The organism is Pseudophaeobacter sp. 1A16562 (assembly GCF_041008785.1).
In the GTDB taxonomy this organism is placed as follows: Bacteria; Pseudomonadota; Alphaproteobacteria; order Rhodobacterales; family Rhodobacteraceae; genus Phycobacter; species Phycobacter gallaeciensis_A.
The window spans coordinates 346,872-370,834 of sequence record NZ_JAXGFT010000001.1; the positions used below are offsets into that span (position 1 = coordinate 346,872).

Below are 23,963 nucleotides of genomic sequence, written 5' to 3' on the forward strand. Positions count from 1 at the left end.
GGAGGCATTCTCATGTCGAAATACGTAAAACTCTATCTGTTTCTGTCCGCTGCAGTCCTGCTCTTCGTCGGGGTGATGCTCAGCTTTGCGCCCGAAGCGCTTTATGCCAGCTCTGCCCAGATCCTGCCGAACAGCACCATGATCCGATCGGACCTGCGCGCAGGCGGGGTGGTGGTACTGATTTCCGGCCTTTTCGTGCTGGGCGCGGCGCTGCGCGGACAGAATATGCAGCCTGCCCTGCTGCTGTCCCTGCTGATCTATGCAGGCTACGGGCTGGGCCGCATCGTCAGCATCGGATTTGACGGTACCCCAGATGCCGCACTGATCATCGTGACGGTGACCGAATGGGCGTTTGTCCTTGGCGCGCTGATCCTGCTGCGGCGCGGGCGATCTGTCGACACTGCCCAGCCGATGGCTGCGCACTAACCCACCCACCTCCAGAACCGGGTCTTGCGGGTCTCATCCCATCATAATTCAAAGGTGGGTGAGACCCGTTTTGCGGTCCGGGATTGCGCTGACGATCTGACCGATGCGTTGTTCCGGAGGGGATCATGGCGACAGGCTTTGCCGGAGCCGCCCGTGCGAGGGTGACGACATTCGGTATTTTGAATAAATTTTCAGCGCCAGACGAATCAAGCGCCGCGCCGTCAAATTTGTGATCACAGCCCTCAAACGCGTGATCACAAATGCGAAAAAACTTCATCATTTCTCGGACTGCCGTCAGAAAACCCTTTAAACCTTTGCTCTATGACGGCGTTATAGTGACGACCAATTTAGCCAGACGGGACAGTTTTCTATGAACATCCACGAATATCAGGCCAAGGCCCTTCTCCGCAGCTACGGCGCTCCGGTGTCCGACGGGCGCGTGGTGCTGAAAGCCGATGAAGCAAAAACCGCAGCCGGCGAGCTGGACGGCCCGCTCTGGGTTGTCAAAGCGCAGATCCACGCAGGTGGCCGCGGCAAGGGCTCCTTCAAGGAAGCCGATGCCGGTGAAAAAGGCGGCGTGCGCCTGACCAAATCGGTCGAAGAAGCCGCCGAAGAAGCCAAGAAGATGCTGGGACGCACCCTTGTGACCCACCAGACCGGCCCGGCGGGCAAACAGGTCAACCGCATCTACATCGAAGCCGGCTCTGGCATCGAGACCGAACTGTACCTGGCGCTGCTGGTAGACCGCCAGACCTCGCGCATCTCCTTTGTCTGCTCCACCGAAGGCGGCATGGACATCGAGGAAGTCGCGGCAGAAACCCCGGAAAAGATCCTCTCCTTCTCGGTCGATCCGGCCACCGGTTACCAGCCGTTCCACGGCCGCCGCATCGCCTTCTCGCTCGGTCTCAAGGGCGCGCAGGTCAAGCAGTGCGTGCAGCTGATGGGTCAGCTCTACAAGGCCTTCGTCGAAAAAGACATGGAGATGCTGGAGATCAACCCGCTGATCGTGACCGATGGCGGCGATCTGAAGGTGCTTGACGCCAAGCTGGGCTTTGACGGCAACGCCGTTTACCGCCACCCCGACGTGGCCGCCCTGCGCGACGAGACCGAAGAAGACCCCAAGGAACTCGAAGCCTCCAAGTATGACCTGAACTACATCGCGCTGGACGGTGAGATCGGCTGCATGGTGAACGGCGCGGGCCTGGCGATGGCCACCATGGACATCATCAAACTCTACGGCGCTGAGCCTGCGAACTTCCTCGACGTGGGCGGCGGCGCCACCAAGGAGAAAGTGACCGAGGCGTTCAAGATCATCACCTCTGACCCCAACGTCAAAGGCATCCTGGTGAACATCTTCGGCGGCATCATGCGCTGCGACGTCATCGCCGAGGGCGTTGTCGCCGCGGTGAAGGAAGTCGGCCTCAAGGTTCCGCTGGTCGTGCGTCTGGAAGGCACCAACGTCGAAGCAGGCAAGGAGATCATCAACACCTCCGGCCTCGATGTGATTGCGGCAGACAACCTGTCCGACGGCGCCGAGAAGATCGTTAAGGCCGTCAAAGGCTAATCCTTGGGGTGGGTGACAACCCACCTTTCCCCAAAGCTCAGAATTCTAAGGAGAACGCCAAATGGCAGTCCTCATCGACGAAAACACCAAGGTCATCTGTCAGGGCTTCACCGGCTCGCAGGGCACCTTCCACTCTGAACAGGCCATCGCCTATGGCACCAAGATGGTCGGCGGCGTGACCCCCGGCAAAGGCGGTCAGACCCACCTTGACCTGCCGGTCTTCAACTCGGTCCACGAGGCCAAGCACGTGACCGAAGCCAATGCATCCGTCATCTACGTGCCGCCCCCCTTCGCGGCGGATTCCATCCTTGAAGCGATCGACGCCGAGATGGAGCTGATCGTCTGCATCACCGAAGGCATCCCGGTTCTGGACATGATGAAGGTGCAGCGCGCGCTGGAAGGCTCCAAATCGCGCCTGATCGGCCCGAACTGCCCCGGTGTCATCACCCCCGACGCCTGCAAGATCGGCATCATGCCCGGCCACATTCACAAACGCGGGAGCGTGGGTGTTGTGAGCCGTTCCGGCACCCTAACTTACGAAGCCGTGAAACAGACGTCTGATATCGGCCTCGGCCAGTCCTCTGCGGTTGGCATCGGCGGTGACCCCATCAAGGGCACCGAGCATATCGACGTGCTGGACATGTTCCTCGATGACGACGAGACTCAGTCGATCATCATGATCGGTGAAATCGGCGGTTCCGCCGAAGAGGAAGCCGCAGCCTTCCTCGCCGAGCAGAAGAAGAAAGGCCGCTGGAAGCCGGTTGCTGGCTTCATCGCCGGCCGTACCGCCCCTCCGGGCCGCCGCATGGGCCACGCGGGCGCGATTGTCGCCGGCGGCAAGGGCGGCGCCGAAGACAAGATCGAAGCCATGAAATCGGCCGGTATCGTGGTCGCCGACAGCCCCGCGGGCCTGGGCGAAGCGGTGCTGAAAGCGATCGAGCTGGGCTGACATGTCTGCGGCTGACCATATCAGCCACGGGCAGCGCCCGACCCTGGGGGGGTGCGAAAGCGCCCTCCCGTGGAGTGGGTTGGGCGCTGCCCGGCGTTGCTGCCGGGCGGTGTCTTCAGTTTTGACAAATCACATTCACCCGGACCCTGTTGCTGAAGAGGCCATCCCGGCATCTTTTGCAGCAGCGTCCCGTTGCGGCTTCACCTTTCGGAAACCCGGGTCGGCCAGTCTGCTCCGAATGACCACAGGCCACGTCGCACACGGTTCCACCCTGCAAGAGGCGCCCAAATGACTGAACACAACCCAGATGATGTCTTCCCTGCGTCCTCATTCCGCACGCGGCTGCACACCACTGCAGGCGCGCTGTGTCTTTCCGTGCTGACCGCAACCTCCGCTGCGGCCATCACCGCCCCGATGCAGGGTGTTCTGAATTTCGAACCCGGCACCCCCATCGAGGACATCAAAGCCCGCCTCGCAAACGAAATCTGCAAAGGCGCCAGTTCCATAACAATTACCTCCGGCCCGGAACCGGCGCTTGACCCGACCAAGGAACAAGTCACGTTCCAGTGCGAACCCTGATCTGACCCCACAACCGCATACCGACTCTTCGGGAGTTATAGATGACCGACCAAAGCCCAAATGACATTTTCCATGCGTCCTCGTTCATGCAAGGACACAATGCGGAATATCTGGAGCAGCTTTATGCCCAGTATGCCAATGACCCGAGTGCGGTAGATGCCGCCTGGGCCGAGTTCTTCCGCCAGATGGGCGATGCCGAGCTTGACGTGAAAGCCGAGGCCGCAGGCCCGTCCTGGGCCCGCAGCGACTGGCCGCCCGCGCCCAATGACGATCTGACCGGTGCGCTGACCGGCGAATGGCCCGCTCCGGTGGAGGCCAAGGCCGCAGGCAAGAAGATCGCGGAAAAGGCCGCCAAGGCCGGGGTTGAGGTCTCGGACGAACAGATCCAACGCGCGGTGCTGGATTCGATCCGCGCCCTGATGCTGATCCGCGCCTACCGGATCCGGGGCCATCTGGCCGCCGATCTGGACCCGCTGGGCATGCGCGGCCAGACCCCGCACCCGGAGCTCGACCCCAAAACCTATGGCTTCACCGATGCGGACATGGACCGGCCGATCTTCATCGACAACGTGCTGGGGCTTCAGGTCGCCTCAATGCGGCAGATCATCGACATCGTGAAGCGCACCTATTGCGGCACCTTTGCGCTGCAATACATGCATATCTCCGATCCCGAGCAGTCCTCCTGGCTGAAAGAGCGGATCGAAGGTTTCGGCAAGGAAATCCAGTTCACCCGCGAGGGCCGCAAGGCGATCCTCAACAAGATGGTCGAGGCCGAAGGTTTCGAGAAGTTCCTGCACGTCAAATACATGGGCACCAAGCGCTTTGGCCTAGATGGCGGCGAAAGCCTGATCCCGGCGATGGAGCAGATCATCAAGCGTGGCGGCAACCTCGGCATCGAGGAAATCGTCATCGGCATGCCCCACCGTGGCCGCCTGTCGGTTCTGGCCAACGTGATGCAGAAGCCCTATCGCGCCATCTTCAACGAATTCCAGGGCGGCAGCTTCAAGCCCGAAGACGTGGATGGCTCGGGCGACGTGAAATATCACCTCGGCGCTTCCTCGGACCGCGAGTTCGACAACAACACCGTTCACCTGTCCCTGACCGCCAACCCCTCGCACCTTGAGGCGGTGAACCCGGTGGTTCTGGGCAAGGTCCGCGCCAAGCAGGACCAGAAGAGTGACGCCACCCGCACCAAGGTTCTGCCGATCCTGCTGCACGGCGATGCGGCCTTTGCCGGTCAGGGCGTTGTGGCGGAATGTTTCGCCCTGTCGGGCCTGCGCGGACACAAGACCGGCGGCACCATCCATATCGTGGTGAACAACCAGATCGGTTTCACCACCGCGCCACATTTCTCGCGCTCCTCGCCCTACCCCACCGACAACGCACTGGTGGTCGAGGCGCCGATCTTCCACGTCAACGGCGACGATCCCGAAGCCGTGGTGCACGCCGCCAAGGTCGCGACCGAGTTCCGTCAGAAGTTCGGCAAAGACGTGGTCATCGACATGTTCTGCTACCGCCGGTTCGGTCACAACGAGGGCGACGAGCCCATGTTCACCAACCCGCTGATGTACAAGAACATCAAGAGCCATAAGACCACGCTCAGCCTCTATACCGAGCGTCTGGTCAAGGACGGTCTGATCCCCGAGGGCGAAATCGAGGACATGAAGGCCGCCTTCCAGGCCAAGCTGAACGAGGAATTCGAAGCCGGTAAGGACTTCAAGCCCAACAAGGCCGACTGGCTGGATGGCCGCTGGTCGCATCTGGACAAGCAGAAGGACGACTATCAGCGCGGTCAGACCTCGATCAGCGAAGAGACCTTCAACGAGGTTGCCGGTGCTCTGACCCGCCTGCCCGACGGTTTCCCGGTGCACAAGACCATCGGTCGCTTCCTCGATGCACGCGCCAAGATGTTCGAAAACGGTGCCGGCATCGACTGGGCCACCGGCGAGGCACTGGCCTTTGGCTCGCTCCTGACCGAAGGCTACCCGGTACGTCTGGCCGGGCAGGACTCCACCCGCGGCACCTTCTCGCAGCGCCATTCCGGCATCGTGAACCAGGACACCGAAGAACGCTACTACCCGGTCAACAACATCCGGGCGGGCCAGTCGCAATACGAGGTGATCGATTCCGCCCTGTCGGAATACGCGGTTCTGGGCTTTGAATACGGCTATTCGCTGGCCGAGCCCAACGCGCTGACCCTGTGGGAAGCCCAGTTCGGCGATTTCGCCAACGGCGCCCAGATCATGTTCGACCAGTTCATCTCCTCCGGTGAAAGCAAATGGCTGCGGATGTCCGGCCTTGTCTGCCTTCTGCCGCATGGTTTCGAAGGTCAGGGCCCCGAGCACTCCTCGGCGCGTCTGGAACGCTTCCTGCAGATGTGCGGACAGGACAACTGGATCGTCGCCAACTGCACCACGCCGGCGAACTACTTCCACATCCTGCGCCGTCAGCTGCACCGCACCTTCCGCAAGCCGCTGGTGCTGATGACACCGAAGTCGCTGCTGCGCCACAAGCTGGCGGTCAGCAAGACCGAGGAATTCACCACCGGTTCCAGCTTCCACCGGGTGCTTTGGGATGACGCCCAGCACGGCAATTCGGAAACCAAACTGGCTGCCGACGACAAGATCAAGCGTGTCGTGCTGTGCTCGGGCAAGGTCTATTACGACCTTTTGGAAGAGCGCGACGCCCGCGGCATCGACGACATCTACCTGATGCGGATCGAACAGTATTACCCCTTCCCGGCGATCAGCTTGGTGAAGGAGCTGGAGCGGTTCAAGGATGCCGAAGTGGTCTGGTGCCAGGAAGAGCCCAAGAACCAGGGCGCCTGGACCTTTATCGAGCCCAACATCGAATGGGTGTTGACCCGCATCGGCTCCAAGCACACCCGGCCCCAATACGTCGGCCGCGCCACATCGGCTTCGCCCGCGACGGGCCTGGCCAGCCAACACAAAGCCCAACAAGCCGCGCTTGTGAATGAAGCGCTGAGCATCTGAGGAAAAGAGATATGACCACCGAAGTGCGCGTACCCACCCTGGGTGAATCCGTGACCGAGGCAACCGTGGCCACCTGGTTCAAGAAACCCGGTGATGCGGTTGCTGCCGATGAAATGCTCTGCGAGCTGGAGACCGACAAGGTCACCGTCGAAGTGCCCGCCCCCGCCGCTGGGGTGCTGGCCGAGATCGTTGCCGCCGAAGGCGACACAGTGGGCGTTGATGCGCTGCTGGCGAATATCTCCGAAGCAGGCAGCGCCGGCTCCGAGACGCCGCAGCCCAAGGCCGCAGCCCAGGCCGAAGCGGCCCCCGCAGGCGGGGAAGACACCGCCGCGGCCGGCGGTGCCTCCACCGACGTGATGGTGCCGACCCTTGGCGAATCCGTGACCGAGGCGACCGTCTCCACCTGGTTCAAGAAGGTCGGCGACACTGTCGCGCAGGATGAAATGCTCTGCGAGCTGGAAACCGACAAGGTCTCTGTCGAAGTGCCCGCGCCCGCCGCTGGTGTTCTGGCCGAAATCACCGCGCCCGAAGGCACCACCGTGGATGCCTCGGCGAAACTCGGCGTGATCTCGGGCTCCGGTGCTGCGGTGGCGGCGGCCCCGGCTGCTGCGCCCGCTGCAGCTGCGGCACCTGCCGCCGCGGCCAAGGACGTCGCCAATGCGCCCTCGGCAGAAAAGGCCATGGCCGAAGCCGGGATCTCCGCCGCCAATGTCGAAGGCACCGGCCGCGATGGCCGCATCATGAAGGATGACGTCGCCCGCGCCGTGGCCGCCGCAGCCTCTGCCCCCGCGCCCGCAGCAGCCCCCGCCGCACCGCGCGCACCGGTTGCTGCCGACGATGCTGCACGCGAAGAGCGGGTGAAGATGACCCGCCTGCGCCAGACCATCGCCAAGCGTCTGAAGGACAGCCAGAACACCGCCGCCATGCTGACCACCTATAATGAGGTGGACATGACCGAGGTGATGGCCCTGCGCAATCAGTACAAGGACCAGTTCGAGAAGAAGCACGGCGTGCGTCTCGGCTTCATGTCCTTCTTCACCAAGGCCTGCTGCCACGCGCTGAAAGAGGTTCCCGAGGTCAACGCCGAAATCGACGGAACCGACATCGTCTACAAGAACTTCGTGCACATGGGCGTTGCCGCCGGTACCCCCACCGGCCTCGTGGTTCCGGTCATTCGCGATGCGGACAGCATGTCCTTTGCCGAGATCGAAAAGGCAATCGCCGAGAAGGGCAAGCGCGCCCGTGACGGCAAGCTGTCGATGGCGGAAATGCAGGGCGGCACCTTCACCCTGTCCAACGGCGGTGTCTATGGCTCCTTGATGTCCTCGCCGATCCTGAACCCGCCGCAGTCGGGTATTTTGGGTATGCACAAGATCCAGGACCGTCCGATGGCCATCAATGGTGAGGTGGTGATCCGCCCGATGATGTATCTGGCGCTGTCCTATGACCACCGCATCGTCGACGGCAAAGGCGCCGTGACCTTCCTGGTGCGCGTCAAGGAAGCGCTGGAAGATCCCCGCCGCCTGCTGATGGATCTGTAAAGAACCTAGGGCAGCGCCTGACCCTGGGTGGGTGCGAAAGCGCCCTCCCGTGGGGAGGGTCGGGCGCTGCCCGGCACTGCCGGGCAAACGAAGAGGCTAGGAATGACCGCTGAACTCACCGCCCTCACACTTGCCGCCCTGCTGCAGGTTCTGCAGTTCTTCGCCTATTCCATCACCGCCAACCGGCAGGTCGGCCCTAAGGTAGCAATGGGGCCGCGTGACACGCCGGTGCAACTGACCGGCACGGCAGGCCGCCTACAACGGGCGCTGAACAATCACTTCGAAGGACTGATCCTCTTCACCATCGCATGTGTGGTGGTGACCCTTGGCGGCCAGTCCACGGAATTCACCGCCGCCTGCGGCTGGGTCTATGTGCTGAGCCGGGTGCTTTATGTGCCCGCCTATGCATTCGGCCTCACGCCCTGGCGCTCGGTCGTCTGGTCGGTAGGCTTCCTGGCCACTACCCTCATGCTGATCGCGGCGCTGATCTGATGCGCGGCGCTCCTCCCCATATTCCCGAATACGGGCCGCTGGCGATGCATGACCATCGCCCCTGCCCTTTCCTTAGTTCCAACGAAAGGACCTCTCATGGCTTCCTATGACGTGATCATCATCGGCGCCGGCCCCGGCGGCTATGTCAGCGCCATCCGCTGCGCCCAGCTGGGTCTCAAGACCGCCATCGTCGAAGGGCGTGAAACCCTTGGCGGCACCTGCCTCAACGTGGGTTGCATTCCGTCCAAGGCGCTGCTGCACGCGACCCATAGCCTGCATGAGGCAGAGCACAACTTTGCCAAGATGGGCCTCAAGGGCAAAAGCCCTTCCGTCGACTGGAACCAGATGAAGGCCTACAAGGACGATGTCATCGGCCAGAACACCGGCGGTGTCGAATTCCTGATGAAGAAGAACAAGATCGACTGGCTGAAAGGCTGGGCCTCGATCCCCGCTGCTGGCCAGGTCAAGGTTGGCGACGATGTGCACGAGGCCAAGAACATCGTGATCGCCTCCGGCTCGGTTCCCTCCTCCCTCCCCGGCGTCGAGGTCGACAACGACAAGGGCATCGTGGTGGACAGCACCGGCGCGCTGGAGTTGCCCAAGGTGCCGAAAAAGATGGTCGTCATCGGTGCGGGCGTCATCGGGCTGGAGCTTGGCTCGGTCTATGCCCGCCTTGGCGCTGAAGTCACGGTTATCGAATACATGGACGCGGTCTGCCCCGGCATGGACAAGGACGTGCAGCGTACCTTCAAACGGATCCTTGAAAAGCAGGGCCTGAACTTCATCATGGGCGCCGCCGTTCAGGGCGTCGAGACCACCAAGACCAAGGGCAAGGTGACCTACCAGCCCAAGAAAGGCGGCGATGCAGAGGTGCTGGACGCCGATGTGGTGCTGGTCGCAACCGGCCGCAAACCCTACGCCGAAGGCCTGGGTCTGGATGCGCTGGGTGTCAAACTGACCGAACGCGGCCAGATCGCAACCGACGCGCACTGGGCCACCAACGTCAAGGGCATCTATGCCATCGGCGACGTGATCGAAGGCCCGATGCTGGCGCACAAGGCCGAGGATGAAGGCATGGCGGTGGCCGAGGTGATCGCGGGCAAGCATGGCCACGTGAACTATGGCGTGATCCCTGGTGTCGTCTACACCACCCCCGAGGTTGCCACCGTCGGCGCCACCGAAGACGCGCTCAAGGCCGAGGGCCGCAAGCTGAAGGTCGGCAAGTTCAACTTTATGGGCAATGGCCGCGCCAAGGCCGTGCACCAGGGCGAAGGCTTCGTCAAACTGATCGCGGACAAGGAAACCGACCGCATTCTGGGCGCAGCTATCATCGGCCCCGGCGCCGGTGATCTGATCCACGAAGTCTGCGTTGCGATGGAGTTCGGCGCCTCTGCCGAGGATCTGGCCCTGACCTGCCACGCGCATCCGACCTACTCCGAGGCCGTGCGCGAAGCTGCCCTAGCCTGCGGCGACGGTGCTATCCACGCCTGACACCAGGCATATGAGGGCAGCCTGCCCTTTGACCAAAAACAAGCGCCCCCGCAACATGCTGCGGGGGCGTTTTCATTTAGCAGGCCCGGTGCAGAATACGCAGGCCGCGCTGGCTCCTGCCCTCTCACCACATGGTCGCCGCCGCCCGTGCACCCCAGGCGTCATCATAGGGTTTGCCGCCTTCCTCGCCATTCGTCTGCTCGGCGAGGATCTCGCCCATGCTGGGCAGACCCTCACTCTGGTCACCTGCGGTCCAGGTCTTCGCCCGCATCAGGGCGCGGGCGCATTGGCTGTAGATTTCGTCGATGGCGATAACGATCACGGTGGCGGGCTGTTTACCCTGCCGTTCGAACCGGGCGCGCAGGTCCGCATCTGCGGTGATCCGTGCCTGACCGTTCAGACGCACCACGTTGTTCGATCCGGGCACGAAGAACATCAGCGACACCCGCGGATCCACCACGATATTACGAAGCGAGTCGATCCGGTTGTTGCCGCGCCAATCGGGCAGCGCCAGGGTGCCGGGGTCCAGCTCCAGCACGCAGGGACCATCATCGCCGCGCGGGCTGGCATCGGTGCCTTCGGGACCGACGGTCGAGAGGACGCACAGGCGCGAGGCCATGATCCATTTGCGATAGAGCGGCGTCATCCGACGCGCCACTTTTCGTAAAGAAGGCGCTCCCGGTTCCCCGTAAAGCGCCTCCAGATCTTCAAGTGTTTCGATGTAATCCATCCGGTTCAAACCCCGCTTCGCGCATCAATGCATCGGATCGCTCTTCGACCCGGTCTTCCAATATCTTCATGAATTCCTGCCGCGCCATGCCCGGCTCAATCGGGTCAAGGAACTCCACCACCGCGACACCGGGGCGGCGCATAATGCCCTTGCGCGGCCACAGCACACCGACGTTGGTGGCCACCGGCACGCAGGTTTGCTGCAACTGTTCGTAGAGCACGCCGGTGCCGACCTTATACTCGGCCTTCACGCCCGGGGCCACGCGGGTGCCTTGCGAATAGATCACCAACTGGCCCGCCTCCTGCCGCCCGGCATGCACGTCGGCAACCATCTTCTGGATGGCGGCGCCGCGCTTGCCCCGGTCCACCGCCACACAGTCCAACAGCTTGGCATACTGGCCGATCACCGGGGTGCGCAGGATTTCCTTTTTCATGATGAACTTGGCCGTTGGCAGCGCGGTGAAGATCATCATGATATCAAGGAACGACTGATGCTTGGCCGCGATCAGCGCTTCACCCGATGGCGGGGTGCCGCGCACCTCGCAGCGGATACCGACCATCCAGCGGGCGCTCCAGAACACCCAGCGCGAATAGGTCTTGCAACAGACGCGCGCACCGCGCTTGCTGAAGATCGCCCAGGGCGCAAAGGCAAGGCCAATCACCGGCATCATCAGATAGATCTGGCCCACGAACAGCAGCGAGCGCAGCCATTGAATTGCATCCTTCACGTCAATTCTCCCAGACGTTTGTTGGCCGCGCGGGTCGTCGCCACATAGGCCACCAGCGCCCCCAGCACCGGAATGACCAGCGGCAGCAGCCAGCCCCAGCCCTGAAAGCCAAGCCCGGTCAGAAAACCGCCCTCGTCCGAGGCGGCAGGCATCAGCCAGACACCCAACATGCCAAATCCCATCCCCACAATCGCGCCACTGAAGGCCCGCAGGGTAAAGCGGCGGATAAAGGCCTGCGCGATATAGCTGTCCTGCGCGCCGACAAGGCGCAGCACTTCGATCACCTGGGCATTGGCCGCAAGCGCCGCATTGGCCGCAAGCGAGATCATCGCCCCCATGGCGCCACCGATCAGCAGGATCGACACCACCGCCAGACGCCGCAGCGATTGCGCCGCATCCACCAGCGGCGCCCGCCAGCGGGTGTGATCGTCCAGCACCGCACCGGGCACCTCGGCCTGCAGGCGCAGGCGCAGCCCGGTGGCATCATAGCCGGGATCATCCTCGATCACTTCGATCAGCTGCGGCACCGGTAGCGCATCAATCGGCACCGAGGCGCCGAACCAGGGCGCCAGCAGCGCCGCCTGTTCCTCGGGGGTAAAGGCGCGTGCCGAGGCCACGCCCGGCGTCTGCCGCAAAATGGTCAGGGCCGCCTCGGTCTGGGCGGCACGCTGTTCGGCGGGAGCATTGATGCGCAGGGTCGCGGCGCGGGCCAGTTCATCCGCCCAACGGTCCGCCAGCCGCCCCGAGGCCAGCGACAGCGCCAGCGCAAAGACCGCCAGAAACGCCATCGCGCCCGCGGCAAACAGGGTCAGCTGCGCCGTGAAGCCACTGGGGGGCACCACCCGGTCGGCCTGTGCATCGCCGCTGATCAGCGCCCGCAGGCGCCCGCCAAAGCCGTCCCTGCTCATAGATCCGCTCCCGCAAGATGCAGCTGTTTGTCGTAAATCCTCAGCACCCGGGCCTGAACCTGGTTTTTGGCTGCCCGGATCAGCGACAGATCATGGGTTGCCACAAGGATGGTCTTGCCCATGCGGTTCAGCTCGACCAGCAATTGCAGCAGCCGTTGCGACATTTCCCAATCGACGTTCCCAGTCGGCTCGTCGGCGATGATCACATCCGGCGACAGGATCACCGACCGCGCCAGCGCCGCACGCTGGCGTTCGCCGCCGGACAGCTCTGGCGGCAGCGCATCCGAGCGCTCCGCGAGCCCGACCCAGTTCAGCAATTCGCGCAGGTTCGCCTGCTCCTGCCCCAGATCCCGCCCCGAGACGGTCAGCGGCAGGGCGATATTCTCGATCACCGGCAGGTGGTCCAGAAACCGGCAATCCTGATGCACCACGCCGACCCTGCGGCGCAGAAAGGCCATCTGGTCCCGGTCCAGCCCTTTGACATCCATGTTGAAGACGCGCACCCGCCCCGAGGTCGGGGTCAGCGCGCCATAGCATAGCTTCAGCAGGGTTGTCTTGCCGGTGCCCGAAGGACCAGTCAGGAAATGGAAGGATCCCGGCGCCAGCTGCATCGACAGATTGCTCAGCAGCTCTCCGCCGCCATAATTGTAGCCTACGTTGTCCAGCTCGATCACGGCGTCCCCCTGGTGCTGCTTGCTCGTTTTGCCCCAGAGCACCGCCAGTTTCAATGGCCCGCAGCCGTGCGGGCGCCGCCGGTCACGCCCGCGTGCGCGGTGCCCCGCGCAATTGCCCCTTCCTTGATGGCCCCGAACTCCCTATGGTCATTTGGAAATACCGCTGAATTGCACCCGGAACACTCCGGGTCCAAGGAGACCGAGAATGCGCCTGACATGTCCGAATTGCGCTGCCCAGTACGAAGTGCCGGATGACGTTATCCCGGAAGAAGGACGCGATGTTCAGTGCTCCAGCTGCGGCACCACCTGGTTCCAGCCCGCTGCAGGCGCCAGCGCAGAGCCCCCTGTGGCCGAGGACACAGCCCCAGAGCCTGAGGGCACACCAGAGGTATCCGAACAGGTCGCCACAGAAGAAGCCATCACATCAGAGGCCGCAGCCGAGGAAATACCTTCCCCAGAACACGCTCCCCATGTTGAAGAAGAGCAGATGCCCGAGGCGGCAGAGGATCTGACCACCTCCGAGGAGCTGCCAGCCGAGGAAGAGGACGAGCCGGAAGAGCCTGCCCCCGCCCCTGACATGGACGACGAAGCCGAACGCGCCGCGCGGCGGCAGCGGGGCCTGGACCCGGCGCTATCGGACATCCTGCGCGAAGAGGCAGAGCGCGAAGCCTCCCTCCGCGCGGCCTCTGCGCCTGCACAGGGGCTGGAGAGCCAGCCCAATCTGGGTCTGGATGATCTGCCCGAAAACGAACAGGCCCTGCGCGCCCGTCAGGCCAAGGACCGGATGGCCCGGATCAAGGGGCAGGACCCGCGTCAACTGGCAGCCGAAGCCAGCGGACAACGCCGGGGCGTGCTGCCGGATATCGAAGAGATCAACTCGACCCTGCGCGCCGGGGATGCCGCCGCCGTTCAGGCCGCTGCCGAGGACACGCCAGTGCCACGCAAAAGCGGCTTTGCACGCGGTTTTGCGCTCACCATCCTGCTCGCGCTGATCCTGATGATGATCTACACCAACGCCGCCAAGATCGCCGAGGCGGTACCGCAGGCCGATCCTTACCTCAGCAGCTATGTCACCTGGGTCGATCAGGCGCGGCTGTGGCTGGATGCGCAGGTCAAGGCGCTGCAAACACCGCAGCCCTGATCACCGCTGCCGGTCCGGCAGGCGCATTGATCGATTGCCTTTGAGAGCATCATTTCTTTAGAGAATGCCGTGCATAGGGTCTCAATTCACCCCTAGCGGCTTCAGAACCGGTCGAACAGCCGCTGCAGATAGTTGCGCTCTTCCTCGCTACGGCTGCGATCCTGCGACCGGCGGCGGATTTCCTCCAACAGATCCCAGGCCCGGCCATGCGCCGAACCCCGGTCCGGAACCGCACCTCTGTCGCCATTGTCCATGCCGCTGGCGCGTCCCAGCGGATCCAGCCCCTCGGCCGAGCCATTGGGCTGGGCCTGTCCCTGCTGTCCCTGGTTCTGTCCCGGCTGCTGGCGCTGTGCCATGGCTTCGCCAAGCGAGCGCATGCCTTCGCGCAGGGCCTCCATCGCATCGGATTGCTGGTCGATGGCCTCGGCCAGATCGCCGTTCCGCAACGACTCTTCGGCACCCTCCATGGCGCGGCCTGCCCGATCCAGCGCATCGCGGGCATTGCGCCCTTCCTCGCCCCCAAAGGGCAGGCCGTCACGCTGACGTTCCAGCTCATTCCGCAGGGCCTGCTGACGCTGAGCCAGATCCCCCGCGCTGGGATTGCCATCCGCGCCAGAGCCGCCCTGCCCCGGCTGGCCTTGCCCCGGATCGCCGCCGCCACCCTGCTGCTGGCCGGATTGTTCGCCACCCTCACCGGTACCGCCGGTTCCATCGTGGCTCTGTCCACGGCCCTGACCGCCGTTGCGGCCCTCGCTGCCCTGGCTTTGACCGCGCTGTGCATCGCTGTTGAACTGTTCCTGCAAATCGCGGAAGGCCTGATCGGAGAGGCCCTGCTGTTCGCGCAGGGTCTCGGCCAGACCTTCCATGGCCTGCCGTCCCTGATCGCCGCCCTGCTGGCCCTGCTGGCCGCGGGTCATGCGCATGTTTTCCATCATCTGCTGGAATTCACGCAGGGCCTGCTCGGCCTCGGCCATGCGGCCCTGTTCCATCAACTCCTGAATGCGGTCCATCATCGCCTGCAGGTCGTCCTGGCTGAGCTGCATCATGTTTTCGGGCATCTCGCCCGGTTCCATCATCTCGCCGTTCTGTTCGGCCTGACGTTGCAGCTGGCGCAGGTAATCATCGGTTGCTTCGCGCAGCTCCTGCATCAGGCGGGCGATCTCCTGATCGCTGGCGCCTTCGCGCATGGCCTGGCTCAGCCGCTCCTGAGCGCGTTTCATCCGCTCCAGCGCGTCGCCCACATCGCCTTCCTCGAGCGCGATGGCCAGATCCCACAGCGCCGCTGCGATGTCTTCCTGCGCAGGGGGTGTCAGTGCGCCTGCCGCCAGATGGCTTTCGAGCCGCCGCAGAATGCCGCGCAGGCGCAGATAGCTGCCCGCATCGCGGAAAATCCCATCGGGGCGATGCGACACCGCCCGCAGGATCTGCGCCACCCGCGGCGCATTGGCCCGCGCCCAGAGGATATCACGGCGCTGCTCGGCTACCGAGGCGGCCAGCGGATCAAAAAAGCGCCGCGCTGTCAGCGGCGCGCCAAATGGAGCCGCTGTGCCGCTCTGCCCCGCCGCGTCCTGCGCGGTGAAGGTATAAGTGACCGGCAAATTGGCCCAGGGATGCTGCGAGAAATCCTCGATCAGGCGTTCGGTAAAATCGCTCCGCCCGCCGGTGAGAGGCAGCGGCAGGTCCAGTACGATATCCTCGCGCGGGTCCGGGTCGATCTGCAGCCCGTGCCGCCGGTCCAGCGCCGCAAGGTCCAGAGAAATCCGCACGGTTCCGCCGACGACGCCGTAATCATCCTGCGCCGCGAAGGGTAGGTTCAGCGCGCCTTCGGGGCCTAGATCCGGCGCGCCCGCCACCGCAACTGCGGGCGGTGCATCCGGCGTCACCGTGACCTGCCAATCGCGCCCGCCCTGCCCGGCGATGGCCAGCTGACCTTCCTGACGGGCCTCGAATTCCTGCTGCGGATCGGTCGCCGGGGGCAGTTCGCCAGTGCGGGCGGAAACGGTTTCATCCAGCGTCAATGCGCCGATCTCACCATAGAACCGCAGGGTAATCTGGCTGCCCTCGGGCAGGGTCAGCTCTCCGGCAGGCTGATCGTTGAGGTAAAGAACCGGCAGGCCCGTGTAACGCGGCGGTGCGATCCAGCCTTCCCAGGTCGGCCCGTTCATCGCTGAGGCCGCGCCCGGTGTCATGCCACTGAGGCTGCTGACCCGCCAGAACGAGCCGAAGACCAGCGCCACGACCAGCGCCAGCAGCGCCATATACCGCAGGGCAAAGGGATCCGCCGCTGCGATTTTCAGATTTGGAGAGGGCGCGCGGGCCTGCCGCGCCGCTGTCGCCATGCGCCGCTGATGTGCCTGCCACAAGGCCGCCGAGGCCGGGTCGGAAGCGCCAATCGCCTGACTATCCAGAAGCGCGCTGACTGGTCGCCCCGGCAGGGTTGCGTCCAGCCGCGCCAGCGCCGCCGCATGGCTTGGCCAGGAAAACCGTTTGATGCCCCAGATGAGCGCCAGCCCCAGCGCTAGCACGCTGAGCACGGCACCAGACCAGACCAGTTCGACCGGTAATTCATCGTGCAGCCCCAGCATCACCGCCGCCAGCGCCAGCATCAGCACCGAGGCCGCAGGCCACAGGGCGCGCAGCAGCTGCTCCGCGATCATGCCCGCCCGCGTCAGGCGCAGGGGCCAGCGCAGCGGTTTCAGACGCGGGTCAGCCTTGGGGAATGCAGCGTCGGATGCGGCCATTTCGGCGATGCCTCTCTGCGCGGGTGCGGGCGCGGTTGCGGGGGTGCCCCGACCGCGAAAAGTCCGCAGCCGCGATCAGAGCCATTCCGGAATGGTATCGCGGTTTATCATTTCGTCAAAGGTCGGACGTCGGCGAATAACCGCGAATTGATCCCCATGCACCAGTACCTCGGGGATCAGGGGGCGCGAGTTGTATTCGCTCGACATCACCGCGCCATAGGCTCCGGCGCTGCGGAAGGCGATCAGATCCCCGGCAGCCAGCGGCGGCATATCGCGCTGCTTGGCAAAGGTATCGCCGGATTCGCAGACCGGCCCGACGATATCATAAGGCTGGCTTTCGACGCCCGGCTCCGGTTCGATCACCGGCACGATATCGTGATGCGCCTCGTACATGGCGGGGCGGATCAGATCGTTCATGGCCCCATCGATGATCAGGAAATCACGGCCCTCGCCGGATTTCACATAAATTACCTTGCTGACCATTAGCCCGGCATTGCCCGCGATCAGGCGACCCGGTTCGATCTCGATCTCGCAGCCGAGGTGGCCCAGCGTACGCTTGATCAGGGCGCCATACTCCATCGGCAGCGGCGGCGCCTCGTTCGAGCGGGTATAGGGAATGCCAAGCCCACCCCCCAGATCGAGGCGGCGGATGTCATGACCTTCGGCGCGCAGGGTCTCGGTCAGCTCCGCAACCTTCTGATAGGCGGCCTCGAACGGGGCCAGCTCGGTCAGCTGCGAGCCGATATGCACGTCGATCCCGATCACCTCCAGCCCCGGCAGGCTGGCGGCATGGGCGTAGACCTCGCTGGCGCGGGAAATCGGGATGCCGAATTTGTTCTCGGATTTTCCGGTGGCGATCTTGGCGTGGGTCTTTGCATCGACATCGGGGTTGATGCGGATGGTGATCGGCGCACGGGTGCCCAGTTCCAGAGCGACCGCGTTGATCACCTCCATCTCGGGCTCGGATTCCACGTTGAACTGGCGGATGCCACCGGACAGGGCGCAGCGGATTTCCTCGGCCGTTTTGCCAACGCCGGAAAAGACGATCTTGTCGCCCGGCACACCAGCCGCCTTGGCCCGCAGGTATTCGCCCTGACTGACCACATCCATGCCCGCGCCCGCCTGCGCCAGCGTCTGCAGGATGGCCTGGTTGCTGGCCGCCTTCATCGCAAAACAGACCAGATGCTCGGTGCCTTCCAGCGCCTCGTCGAACAGGCGGAAATGCCTGAGCAGCGTCGCGGTGGAATAGACATAGAACGGCGTGCCTACGGCGGCGGCGATTTCAGCCACCGGAACGTCCTCGGCGCAGAGCGCGCCATCGCGGTAAAGAAAATGATCCATGCCTTGGCGATTAGACCAAAAGAGGCCGCCGGATCAATGGAATTTGTCCTGCTACAGCGCTGTCCACTGCGCGTTTATCCCCGCAGCCCCGATGCGATCATGGTAAAGGCGGTCTCGCGCCGCAGGGTGGCGATCTTGGACCCCGCATCGAACAGGCTCAGATGCAGGAAAACCCCATCCAGCATCGCGATCACCGCCCGCGCCAACGCCATCGGATCGCAGTCAGCGCGGATTTCCTGCGCTTTGGCAAGATCTGCGAAATGTTCTGCCCAGTGCCGGGCCAGCCAATCGAAAAATCCGTCAATGATCTCTACGGCACGGGGATCCTTGAACCCCGGTCCCAGCACTTCAAAGATCAGCGATGTCATATCACGCTGCGCCAGGATCACCGTCTGGCGCAGGCCATCCAGATAAAGCTCAAGCGTCTGCGGGGCGGGCAGCAGGGTAATCTGGCCCCTCAGCCCGTCGAAATATTGCCCGATCAAGCTCAGGATGAGGTCATCCTTGCCGTCGCAATAAAGATAGAGCGTGCCCTTGGCCACGCCCGCGGCCCTGGCAATATCGGTCATTTTGGTGGCCTGATAGCCCGTGCGCGCAAAACACATCATCGCCGCCTCGAGGATCTCAGCCCTCATTTTATCCTTGTCGACGATCTTCGGCATTGCCGTTCCTTTTGGGCCTGATTGCACGGAATGCATAGCGGGGTTGACCTGTCCCGGCATATAAATGACTTGCGGGTCAGTCATGCGGCCCCTAGATAGCGCGCTATATCTGACCAATTGGTCAAAAATGGATTAGTGTCAATGAGTGAAAATCAGAAGATTGCATTTGTCGCCGGTGCAACTGGCCATCTGGGGCGCCATCTGGTGGCGCAACTGTCGGCCCGGGGCTACTCCGTGCGGGCACTGGTCCGGTCCGGCTCGGATACGTCCGGGTTTCCCCGAGGTGTTGAAATCGTCACCGCAGAGGCCACCGACCCGGCCAGCCTCAGCGGACTTATGGATGGGGTGGAACTCGTTGTCTCGGCTTTGGGGCTGACCCGGCAGACCGACCGTGTGACCTATCTGGATGTGGATTATCAGGCCAACCTCAACCTGCTGAAAGAGGCGGTGAACGCCGGGGTCGGTCAGTTTGCCTATGTGCATGTGCTGACCCGGGGCACCCCCACCTCTGATCTGGTGGCGGCCAAATCGCGGTTCGTCGGCGTGCTGCAAACCGCCCCGCTGCAGGCGTGCGTCATCCGCCCCAACGGGTTCTTTGCCGATATGGAAGAGATCCTGTCGATGGCGAAAAAGGGCCGGGTCTGGCTGATCGGTGACGGATCGGTGCGGATCAACCCGATTCATGCCCGCGATCTGTCCTGTGCCATTCTTGATGCCATCGAAGCCGGGGAGGCGGATGTGGAGATCGGCGGCCCCCAGGTGCTGAGCCTCGATCAGATCGCAGAACTGGCCTTTGACGCCCTCGGTAAACCCGCCCGGATCACCCACCTGCCGCTGTGGCTGGGCCATGCGGCCCTATCAGTGATGAAACGTTGCACCCCGCGTCATGTCTGGGGGCCATTCGAGTTTTTCCTTACTTCCTGCCAGCAGGACGCCATCGGACCGCAATATGGCAGCCGGTCGCTGGGCGATCACTATGCTGGGATTTGTTCAAATCGTGCCGGTACAAAGGTTTCGGCGTTCAGTTCCCGATAGAAACGCCAACCCGGGCGTACCCCGAAACTATCACACCCGACCCGGGTGTCTGAGACGCAGAGCTACCGCTTGCGGTATTCGTGGTGCGTTCAGGGGCCAGCGGCTCACATCCCGCCAAAGCGACCACGACCGGCAGCCAGAGGACGGCGCAGGCCGCGCGCGAAGGCATCAGAAGCCCAGAAGAAGGCTGAACGGTCCCTGCTGAACACCAACGCTGCCCCCGGCATGGACACCGCTGGTAGAGACCCCGACCCCGGCATTGAGTGTGGGGCGCACCGGCTCTCCATCCACGCCACAGGCCGCGAGTGTTGTGGCTGCAACGAAAAGAAAAACAAGAACGCGCATCGGAGAGAAGCCCTCGGCTCGGGTGGGTATTCGTTCAATATGGGCGGGGCGCTGGCCAATCACAAGCGCCCCCGCCACAGGATCTCGGCAAAGGCCTGCTTAGCCCGCCAGGATCTCTTTCCAGCGTTTCACCTGCGCGCGCACCTGCGCGGGCGCGGTGCCACCATAGGACATGCGCGAGTTGACCGAGTTTTCGACTCCCAGAACGGTGAAGATATCCTCGGTGATGCCTTCGTGCACGCCCTGCATGTCCTCAAGGCTGAGGTCAGGCAGATCGCAACCACGGCCCTCGGCCATCGCGACCAAGGCGCCGGTGACATGGTGGGCATCGCGGAAGGGCACCTTCAGCACCCGCACCATCCAGTCGGCCAGATCGGTGGCGGTGGAGAAACCCGAACCTGCGGCGGCAGCCAGCGACTCGCGGTTGCCAGTCATATCCTTGACCATGCCTTCCATCGCAGCCAGCGCCAGCATCCAGTTGTCGGCTGCATCAAAGACCTGTTCCTTGTCTTCCTGCATATCCTTGGAATAGGCGAGCGGCAGGCCCTTCATCACCATCATCAGTGCGGTGTTGGCTCCAAAGATCCGACCCACCTTGGCGCGGATCAGTTCGGCCGCATCCGGGTTCTTCTTCTGAGGCATGATCGAGGAGCCGGTGGAGAAGCGATCCGAAAGGGTCACGAAGCGGAACTGGGCCGACGACCAGATCACCAGCTCTTCGGCAAAACGGCTGAGGTGCACGGCGCAGATCGATGCGGTGCTCAGGAACTCCAGCGCGAAATCGCGATCCGACACGGCATCAAGCGAGTTTGCCGCAGGACGGTCAAAGCCCAGCGCCGATGCGGTCATGTCACGGTCGATGGGGAAGGAGGTGCCAGCCAGCGCCGCCGCACCCAGGGGCGATTCGTTCATCCGGGCGCGGGCATCACGCACGCGGGACAGATCGCGGCCGAACATTTCCACATAGGCCATCATGTGATGGCCCCAGGTCACCGGCTGCGCGGTCTGCAGGTGGGTAAAGCCGGGCATCACCCAGTCGGCGCCTGCCTCGGCCTGATCGACCAGCGCCTTGATCAGCGCCAGCAGGCCCTTTTCGGCAGCGTCGAACTGATCGCGCACCCAGAGTTTGAAATCGGTCGCCACCTGATCGTTGCGCGACCGGCCGGTGTGCAGACGCCCGGCGGGCTCTCCGATCACCTCTTTCAGGCGCGCTTCGACGTTCATATGGATGTCTTCCAGCGCGGTAGAGAACTGGAAGCTGCCGCTTTCGATCTCTGACAAGACCGTGAGTAGCCCTTCCCGAATGGCCTCGGCGTCGTTATCCGTAATGACGCCTGTCGCGGCCAGCATGGCGGCATGGGCTCTTGAGCCTGCGATGTCCTGGGCTGCCATACGCTTGTCAAACCCGATCGAGGCATTAATTGCCTCCATGATCGCGTCAGGGCCAGCGGCAAAGCGGCCGCCCCACATCTGGTTTGAGGATTGATCTGTCATGGCTGAACCCCGGAGATAACATGCGTCTGTTTCGTCACCTCACCCTTTATATGGCCCTTGCCTTGGGTGCAAATGCCGCCTTCGCCGCAGATGTCGCGACGCTGGAGGCGCTGCGCGCCGACAGTCTGAAACGGCTGGTCGTCCATTCCGAGCCGCGCCCCGTCTCTGACGCGGAGTTCTTTCTGGAAAACGATGGCGGCACCGCCACGCTGACCGATTATCAGGGCAAGATCGTTCTGCTGAACTTCTGGGCGACCTGGTGTGCCCCCTGCCGCAAGGAAATGCCGCAAATCGCCGAGTTGCAGGAAGAGTTCGGCGGCGAGGACTTCGAGGTCCTGACCATCGCCACCGGGCGCAATTCCCCTGCTGGTATCGTCAAGTTCTTCGAGGAAAACGGTATCACCGGCCTGCCCCGCCACACCGATCCGAAACAGGCGCTGGCCCGCAACATGGCAGTGATCGGCCTGCCCATTACCGTTCTGATCAACCGCGAAGGCGAAGAGGTTGCCCGCCTTCTGGGCGATGCGGAATGGAACAGCGACAGCGCCAAGGCGATCATCAAAGAGATGATTGCAACGCATTGATCTGCGCATCCCGCAACGGGTCCGGCCGCGCCCCGATCACGGCTTGACCTCACGCGACCTTTGACAGGCTCCTTCCCGGTCCGCCAATGTAGGGATCAGGGAGGAGCATATGCCACTAGAGATCCTGCTGATCATGGTTATCGGCGGCGTCAGCGCGGTCGCCGCGATCCTACACCTGTCGGGCCGCTCGGCGCAGACGGTGCTGTCGGTCGAGGACGCCCGCGCCGAGTGGCATCGCCATTTCCCCGATGATGTGATCCACCAGGTGCTGATCGCCGAAAACGGCCACGCCGCGCTGGTGCGGATCGAGGGCGGAACCGGCCTTCTCTGGGCCTTTGGCGCCGATACCGTGGCGCGCCATCTTATTGATTTTGATGTCTTTGAAACCGGAACCGGCCTCAGGCTGGAGTTCCACGATTTTGGCACGCCGGGCGTCTCGCTCTCTCTTGCGCCGCACGAACGCGCAGACTGGCAACAGATGATGATCCCGTCCTGAAGGAACCCCGCCGATGAGCGATCCAATCTCTTACCCCGATGTGACCCAATACGCGGTGCCGTTTTTCATCGCGGCGATCCTGGCCGAGTTCCTGTGGATCGCGATCAAAGGCCGGGGCGGGCGGTATGAAACCCGCGATGCATTGACTTCGCTGATCATGGGGGCGGGCAGCGTCGCGGCAGGGATCCTGCTGGGTTTCATCGCCTGGGCGTTCTTCATGGTTCTGTGGCGGCTCACGCCGCTTGATATGGGGACGTCGATCTGGGCGGTTCTGGTCTGTTTCGTGCTGGACGATCTGCGCTATTACTGGGTGCACCGGTTCGGCCACCGGGTACGCTGGGTCTGGGCCAGTCATGTGAACCACCATTCCAGCCAGCATTACAACCTGACCACCGCGCTGCGGCAGACCTGGACCGGCACCTTTACCTTCATGATGGTTGTCCGCGCGCCGCTGGTGCTGCTGGGATTCCACCCGGCGCTGGTGCTGTTCGTCGGTGGCCTCAACCTGATCTACCAGTTCTGGATCCACACCGAAGCGATTGGCAAGATGCCCCGCTGGTTCGAGGCAGTGATGAACACCCCCAGCCACCACCGCGCCCACCATGGCCGCAACCCGCGCTATCTGGACTGTAATTATGCCGGCGTCTTCATCATCTGGGACCGGATGTTCGGCACCTTCGTTCCTGAACAGGAAAACGACCGCGTCGATTACGGCCTTGTCCACAACATCGGTACTTTCAACCCGCTACGGGTCGCCTTTCACGAATGGGTCGGCATCTTCCGCGACATGACGCAGCCCGGCCTGACCCTGAAACAACGGCTGCTTTATGCGCTGGCGCCGCCCGGCTACAGCCACGATGGCAGCCGCGACACCAGCGAAACCATCAAGGCGAAATACCTGGCCCGCAACCCGGGTGACCGCGGCACGCCGGGATTTGAACAACCAGCCGACCCGACCTGACGGACCGGGCCGCGACATCAGATGCGACTTTTCCTAAAGTTTTAACTTTAATCCATGGTTCACCCTTTTGTCCGAGAGTGCAAAGCAAC

Annotated in this window: 22 protein-coding genes; 13 read left to right on the forward strand and 9 right to left on the reverse strand. The window is 63.3% G+C overall.

The genetic code is table 11. The features are described from left to right. Positions 1 to 12: 12 nt before the first annotated feature. From SM764_RS01675 to lpdA, 8 genes are all read left to right on the forward strand, one after another. Positions 13 to 426: a DUF4345 domain-containing protein gene (locus tag SM764_RS01675; protein ID WP_369000855.1), complete on the forward strand. Its 414-nt coding sequence runs from the start codon at positions 13 to 15 to the stop codon at positions 424 to 426. A gap of 370 nt (positions 427 to 796) precedes the next feature. Next, positions 797 to 1,990, forward strand: coding sequence for an ADP-forming succinate--CoA ligase subunit beta (gene sucC, locus SM764_RS01680; RefSeq protein ID WP_065272510.1), 1,194 nt, complete (start codon positions 797 to 799; stop codon positions 1,988 to 1,990). Positions 1,991 to 2,051: 61 nt separating this feature from the next. Beyond that, positions 2,052 to 2,939, forward strand: coding sequence for a succinate--CoA ligase subunit alpha (sucD, locus tag SM764_RS01685; RefSeq protein WP_065272509.1), 888 nt, complete (start codon positions 2,052 to 2,054; stop codon positions 2,937 to 2,939). Between the two features lie 288 nt (positions 2,940 to 3,227). Next, positions 3,228 to 3,518, forward strand: coding sequence for a hypothetical protein (locus tag SM764_RS01690; RefSeq protein ID WP_065272508.1), 291 nt, complete (start codon positions 3,228 to 3,230; stop codon positions 3,516 to 3,518). 41 nt (positions 3,519 to 3,559) lie between these two features. Next, positions 3,560 to 6,511 (forward strand): 2-oxoglutarate dehydrogenase E1 component, encoded by a 2,952-nt coding sequence (locus SM764_RS01695; protein ID WP_065272507.1) that lies wholly within the window; start codon positions 3,560 to 3,562, stop codon positions 6,509 to 6,511. Positions 6,512 to 6,522: 11 nt separating this feature from the next. After that, positions 6,523 to 8,052 (forward strand): 2-oxoglutarate dehydrogenase complex dihydrolipoyllysine-residue succinyltransferase, encoded by a 1,530-nt coding sequence (gene odhB, locus SM764_RS01700; RefSeq protein WP_368947284.1) that lies wholly within the window; start codon positions 6,523 to 6,525, stop codon positions 8,050 to 8,052. A gap of 102 nt (positions 8,053 to 8,154) precedes the next feature. After that, complete coding sequence (locus SM764_RS01705) at positions 8,155 to 8,544, forward strand: MAPEG family protein (RefSeq protein WP_274831420.1); 390 nt, start codon at positions 8,155 to 8,157, stop codon at positions 8,542 to 8,544. A 96-nt stretch (positions 8,545 to 8,640) separates the two neighbouring features. Continuing rightward, entirely contained in the window at positions 8,641 to 10,035 is a 1,395-nt protein-coding gene (gene lpdA, locus SM764_RS01710; protein ID WP_369000856.1) for a dihydrolipoyl dehydrogenase, read from the forward strand. A gap of 124 nt (positions 10,036 to 10,159) precedes the next feature. Here the strand turns inward: lpdA and SM764_RS01715 are convergent, their stop codons facing one another. Genes SM764_RS01715 through SM764_RS01730 form a run of 4 tightly spaced genes read right to left on the reverse strand, consistent with a single transcriptional unit; the run spans position 10,160 to position 13,074 of the window. Further along, positions 10,160 to 10,765, reverse strand: coding sequence for a pyridoxamine 5'-phosphate oxidase family protein (locus tag SM764_RS01715; protein ID WP_369000857.1), 606 nt, complete (start codon positions 10,763 to 10,765; stop codon positions 10,160 to 10,162). Next, on the reverse strand, positions 10,743 to 11,492 hold the full coding sequence (locus tag SM764_RS01720) for a lysophospholipid acyltransferase family protein (RefSeq protein WP_368947287.1): 750 nt from the start codon (positions 11,490 to 11,492) through the stop codon (positions 10,743 to 10,745). Before SM764_RS01720 ends, SM764_RS01715 begins: the two co-directional genes overlap by 23 nt. After that, entirely contained in the window at positions 11,489 to 12,400 is a 912-nt protein-coding gene (locus SM764_RS01725; RefSeq protein ID WP_347509551.1) for a cell division protein FtsX, read from the reverse strand. Before SM764_RS01725 ends, SM764_RS01720 begins: the two co-directional genes overlap by 4 nt. Then, positions 12,397 to 13,074 (reverse strand): cell division ATP-binding protein FtsE, encoded by a 678-nt coding sequence (locus tag SM764_RS01730; protein ID WP_065273706.1) that lies wholly within the window; start codon positions 13,072 to 13,074, stop codon positions 12,397 to 12,399. Before SM764_RS01730 ends, SM764_RS01725 begins: the two co-directional genes overlap by 4 nt. Positions 13,075 to 13,279: 205 nt before the next feature. On the opposite strand from SM764_RS01730, the gene SM764_RS01735 reads away from it, so the two are divergent. Next, positions 13,280 to 14,215, forward strand: a complete 936-nt coding sequence (locus tag SM764_RS01735) for a zinc-ribbon domain-containing protein (RefSeq protein ID WP_369000858.1) — start codon at positions 13,280 to 13,282, stop codon at positions 14,213 to 14,215. Between the two features lie 101 nt (positions 14,216 to 14,316). On the opposite strand, the gene SM764_RS01740 is transcribed toward SM764_RS01735, so the two are convergent. The 3 genes from SM764_RS01740 to SM764_RS01750 form a co-directional block, all read right to left on the reverse strand. Then, positions 14,317 to 16,956 carry a TIGR02302 family protein gene (locus SM764_RS01740; RefSeq protein WP_369000859.1) on the reverse strand — a complete coding sequence of 880 codons (2,640 nt, stop codon included), beginning with the start codon at positions 16,954 to 16,956 and terminating at the stop codon, positions 14,317 to 14,319. 75 nt (positions 16,957 to 17,031) lie between these two features. Further along, positions 17,032 to 18,297, reverse strand: a complete 1,266-nt coding sequence (lysA, locus tag SM764_RS01745; RefSeq protein WP_274831425.1) for a diaminopimelate decarboxylase — start codon at positions 18,295 to 18,297, stop codon at positions 17,032 to 17,034. 74 nt (positions 18,298 to 18,371) lie between these two features. Next, positions 18,372 to 18,959, reverse strand: coding sequence for a TetR/AcrR family transcriptional regulator (locus SM764_RS01750; RefSeq protein ID WP_368947290.1), 588 nt, complete (start codon positions 18,957 to 18,959; stop codon positions 18,372 to 18,374). Positions 18,960 to 19,100: 141 nt separating this feature from the next. On the opposite strand from SM764_RS01750, the gene SM764_RS01755 reads away from it, so the two are divergent. Continuing rightward, positions 19,101 to 19,994, forward strand: coding sequence for an SDR family oxidoreductase (locus SM764_RS01755; RefSeq protein WP_369000860.1), 894 nt, complete (start codon positions 19,101 to 19,103; stop codon positions 19,992 to 19,994). A 168-nt stretch (positions 19,995 to 20,162) separates the two neighbouring features. Here the strand turns inward: SM764_RS01755 and SM764_RS01760 are convergent, their stop codons facing one another. Further along, entirely contained in the window at positions 20,163 to 20,339 is a 177-nt protein-coding gene (locus SM764_RS01760; RefSeq protein ID WP_165832669.1) for a hypothetical protein, read from the reverse strand. Positions 20,340 to 20,438: 99 nt separating this feature from the next. After that, complete coding sequence (gene argH / locus SM764_RS01765; protein ID WP_274827589.1) at positions 20,439 to 21,833, reverse strand: argininosuccinate lyase; 1,395 nt, start codon at positions 21,831 to 21,833, stop codon at positions 20,439 to 20,441. Between the two features lie 20 nt (positions 21,834 to 21,853). On the opposite strand from argH, the gene SM764_RS01770 reads away from it, so the two are divergent. The 3 genes from SM764_RS01770 (at position 21,854) to SM764_RS01780 (ending at position 23,874) form a co-directional block, all read left to right on the forward strand. Further along, positions 21,854 to 22,417, forward strand: coding sequence for a TlpA disulfide reductase family protein (locus SM764_RS01770; protein WP_197492318.1), 564 nt, complete (start codon positions 21,854 to 21,856; stop codon positions 22,415 to 22,417). Positions 22,418 to 22,526: 109 nt separating this feature from the next. Continuing rightward, on the forward strand, positions 22,527 to 22,913 hold the full coding sequence (locus tag SM764_RS01775) for a hypothetical protein (RefSeq protein WP_368947293.1): 387 nt from the start codon (positions 22,527 to 22,529) through the stop codon (positions 22,911 to 22,913). Positions 22,914 to 22,926: 13 nt separating this feature from the next. Continuing rightward, complete coding sequence (locus tag SM764_RS01780) at positions 22,927 to 23,874, forward strand: sterol desaturase family protein (RefSeq protein ID WP_065272491.1); 948 nt, start codon at positions 22,927 to 22,929, stop codon at positions 23,872 to 23,874. Positions 23,875 to 23,963 lie beyond the last annotated feature (89 nt).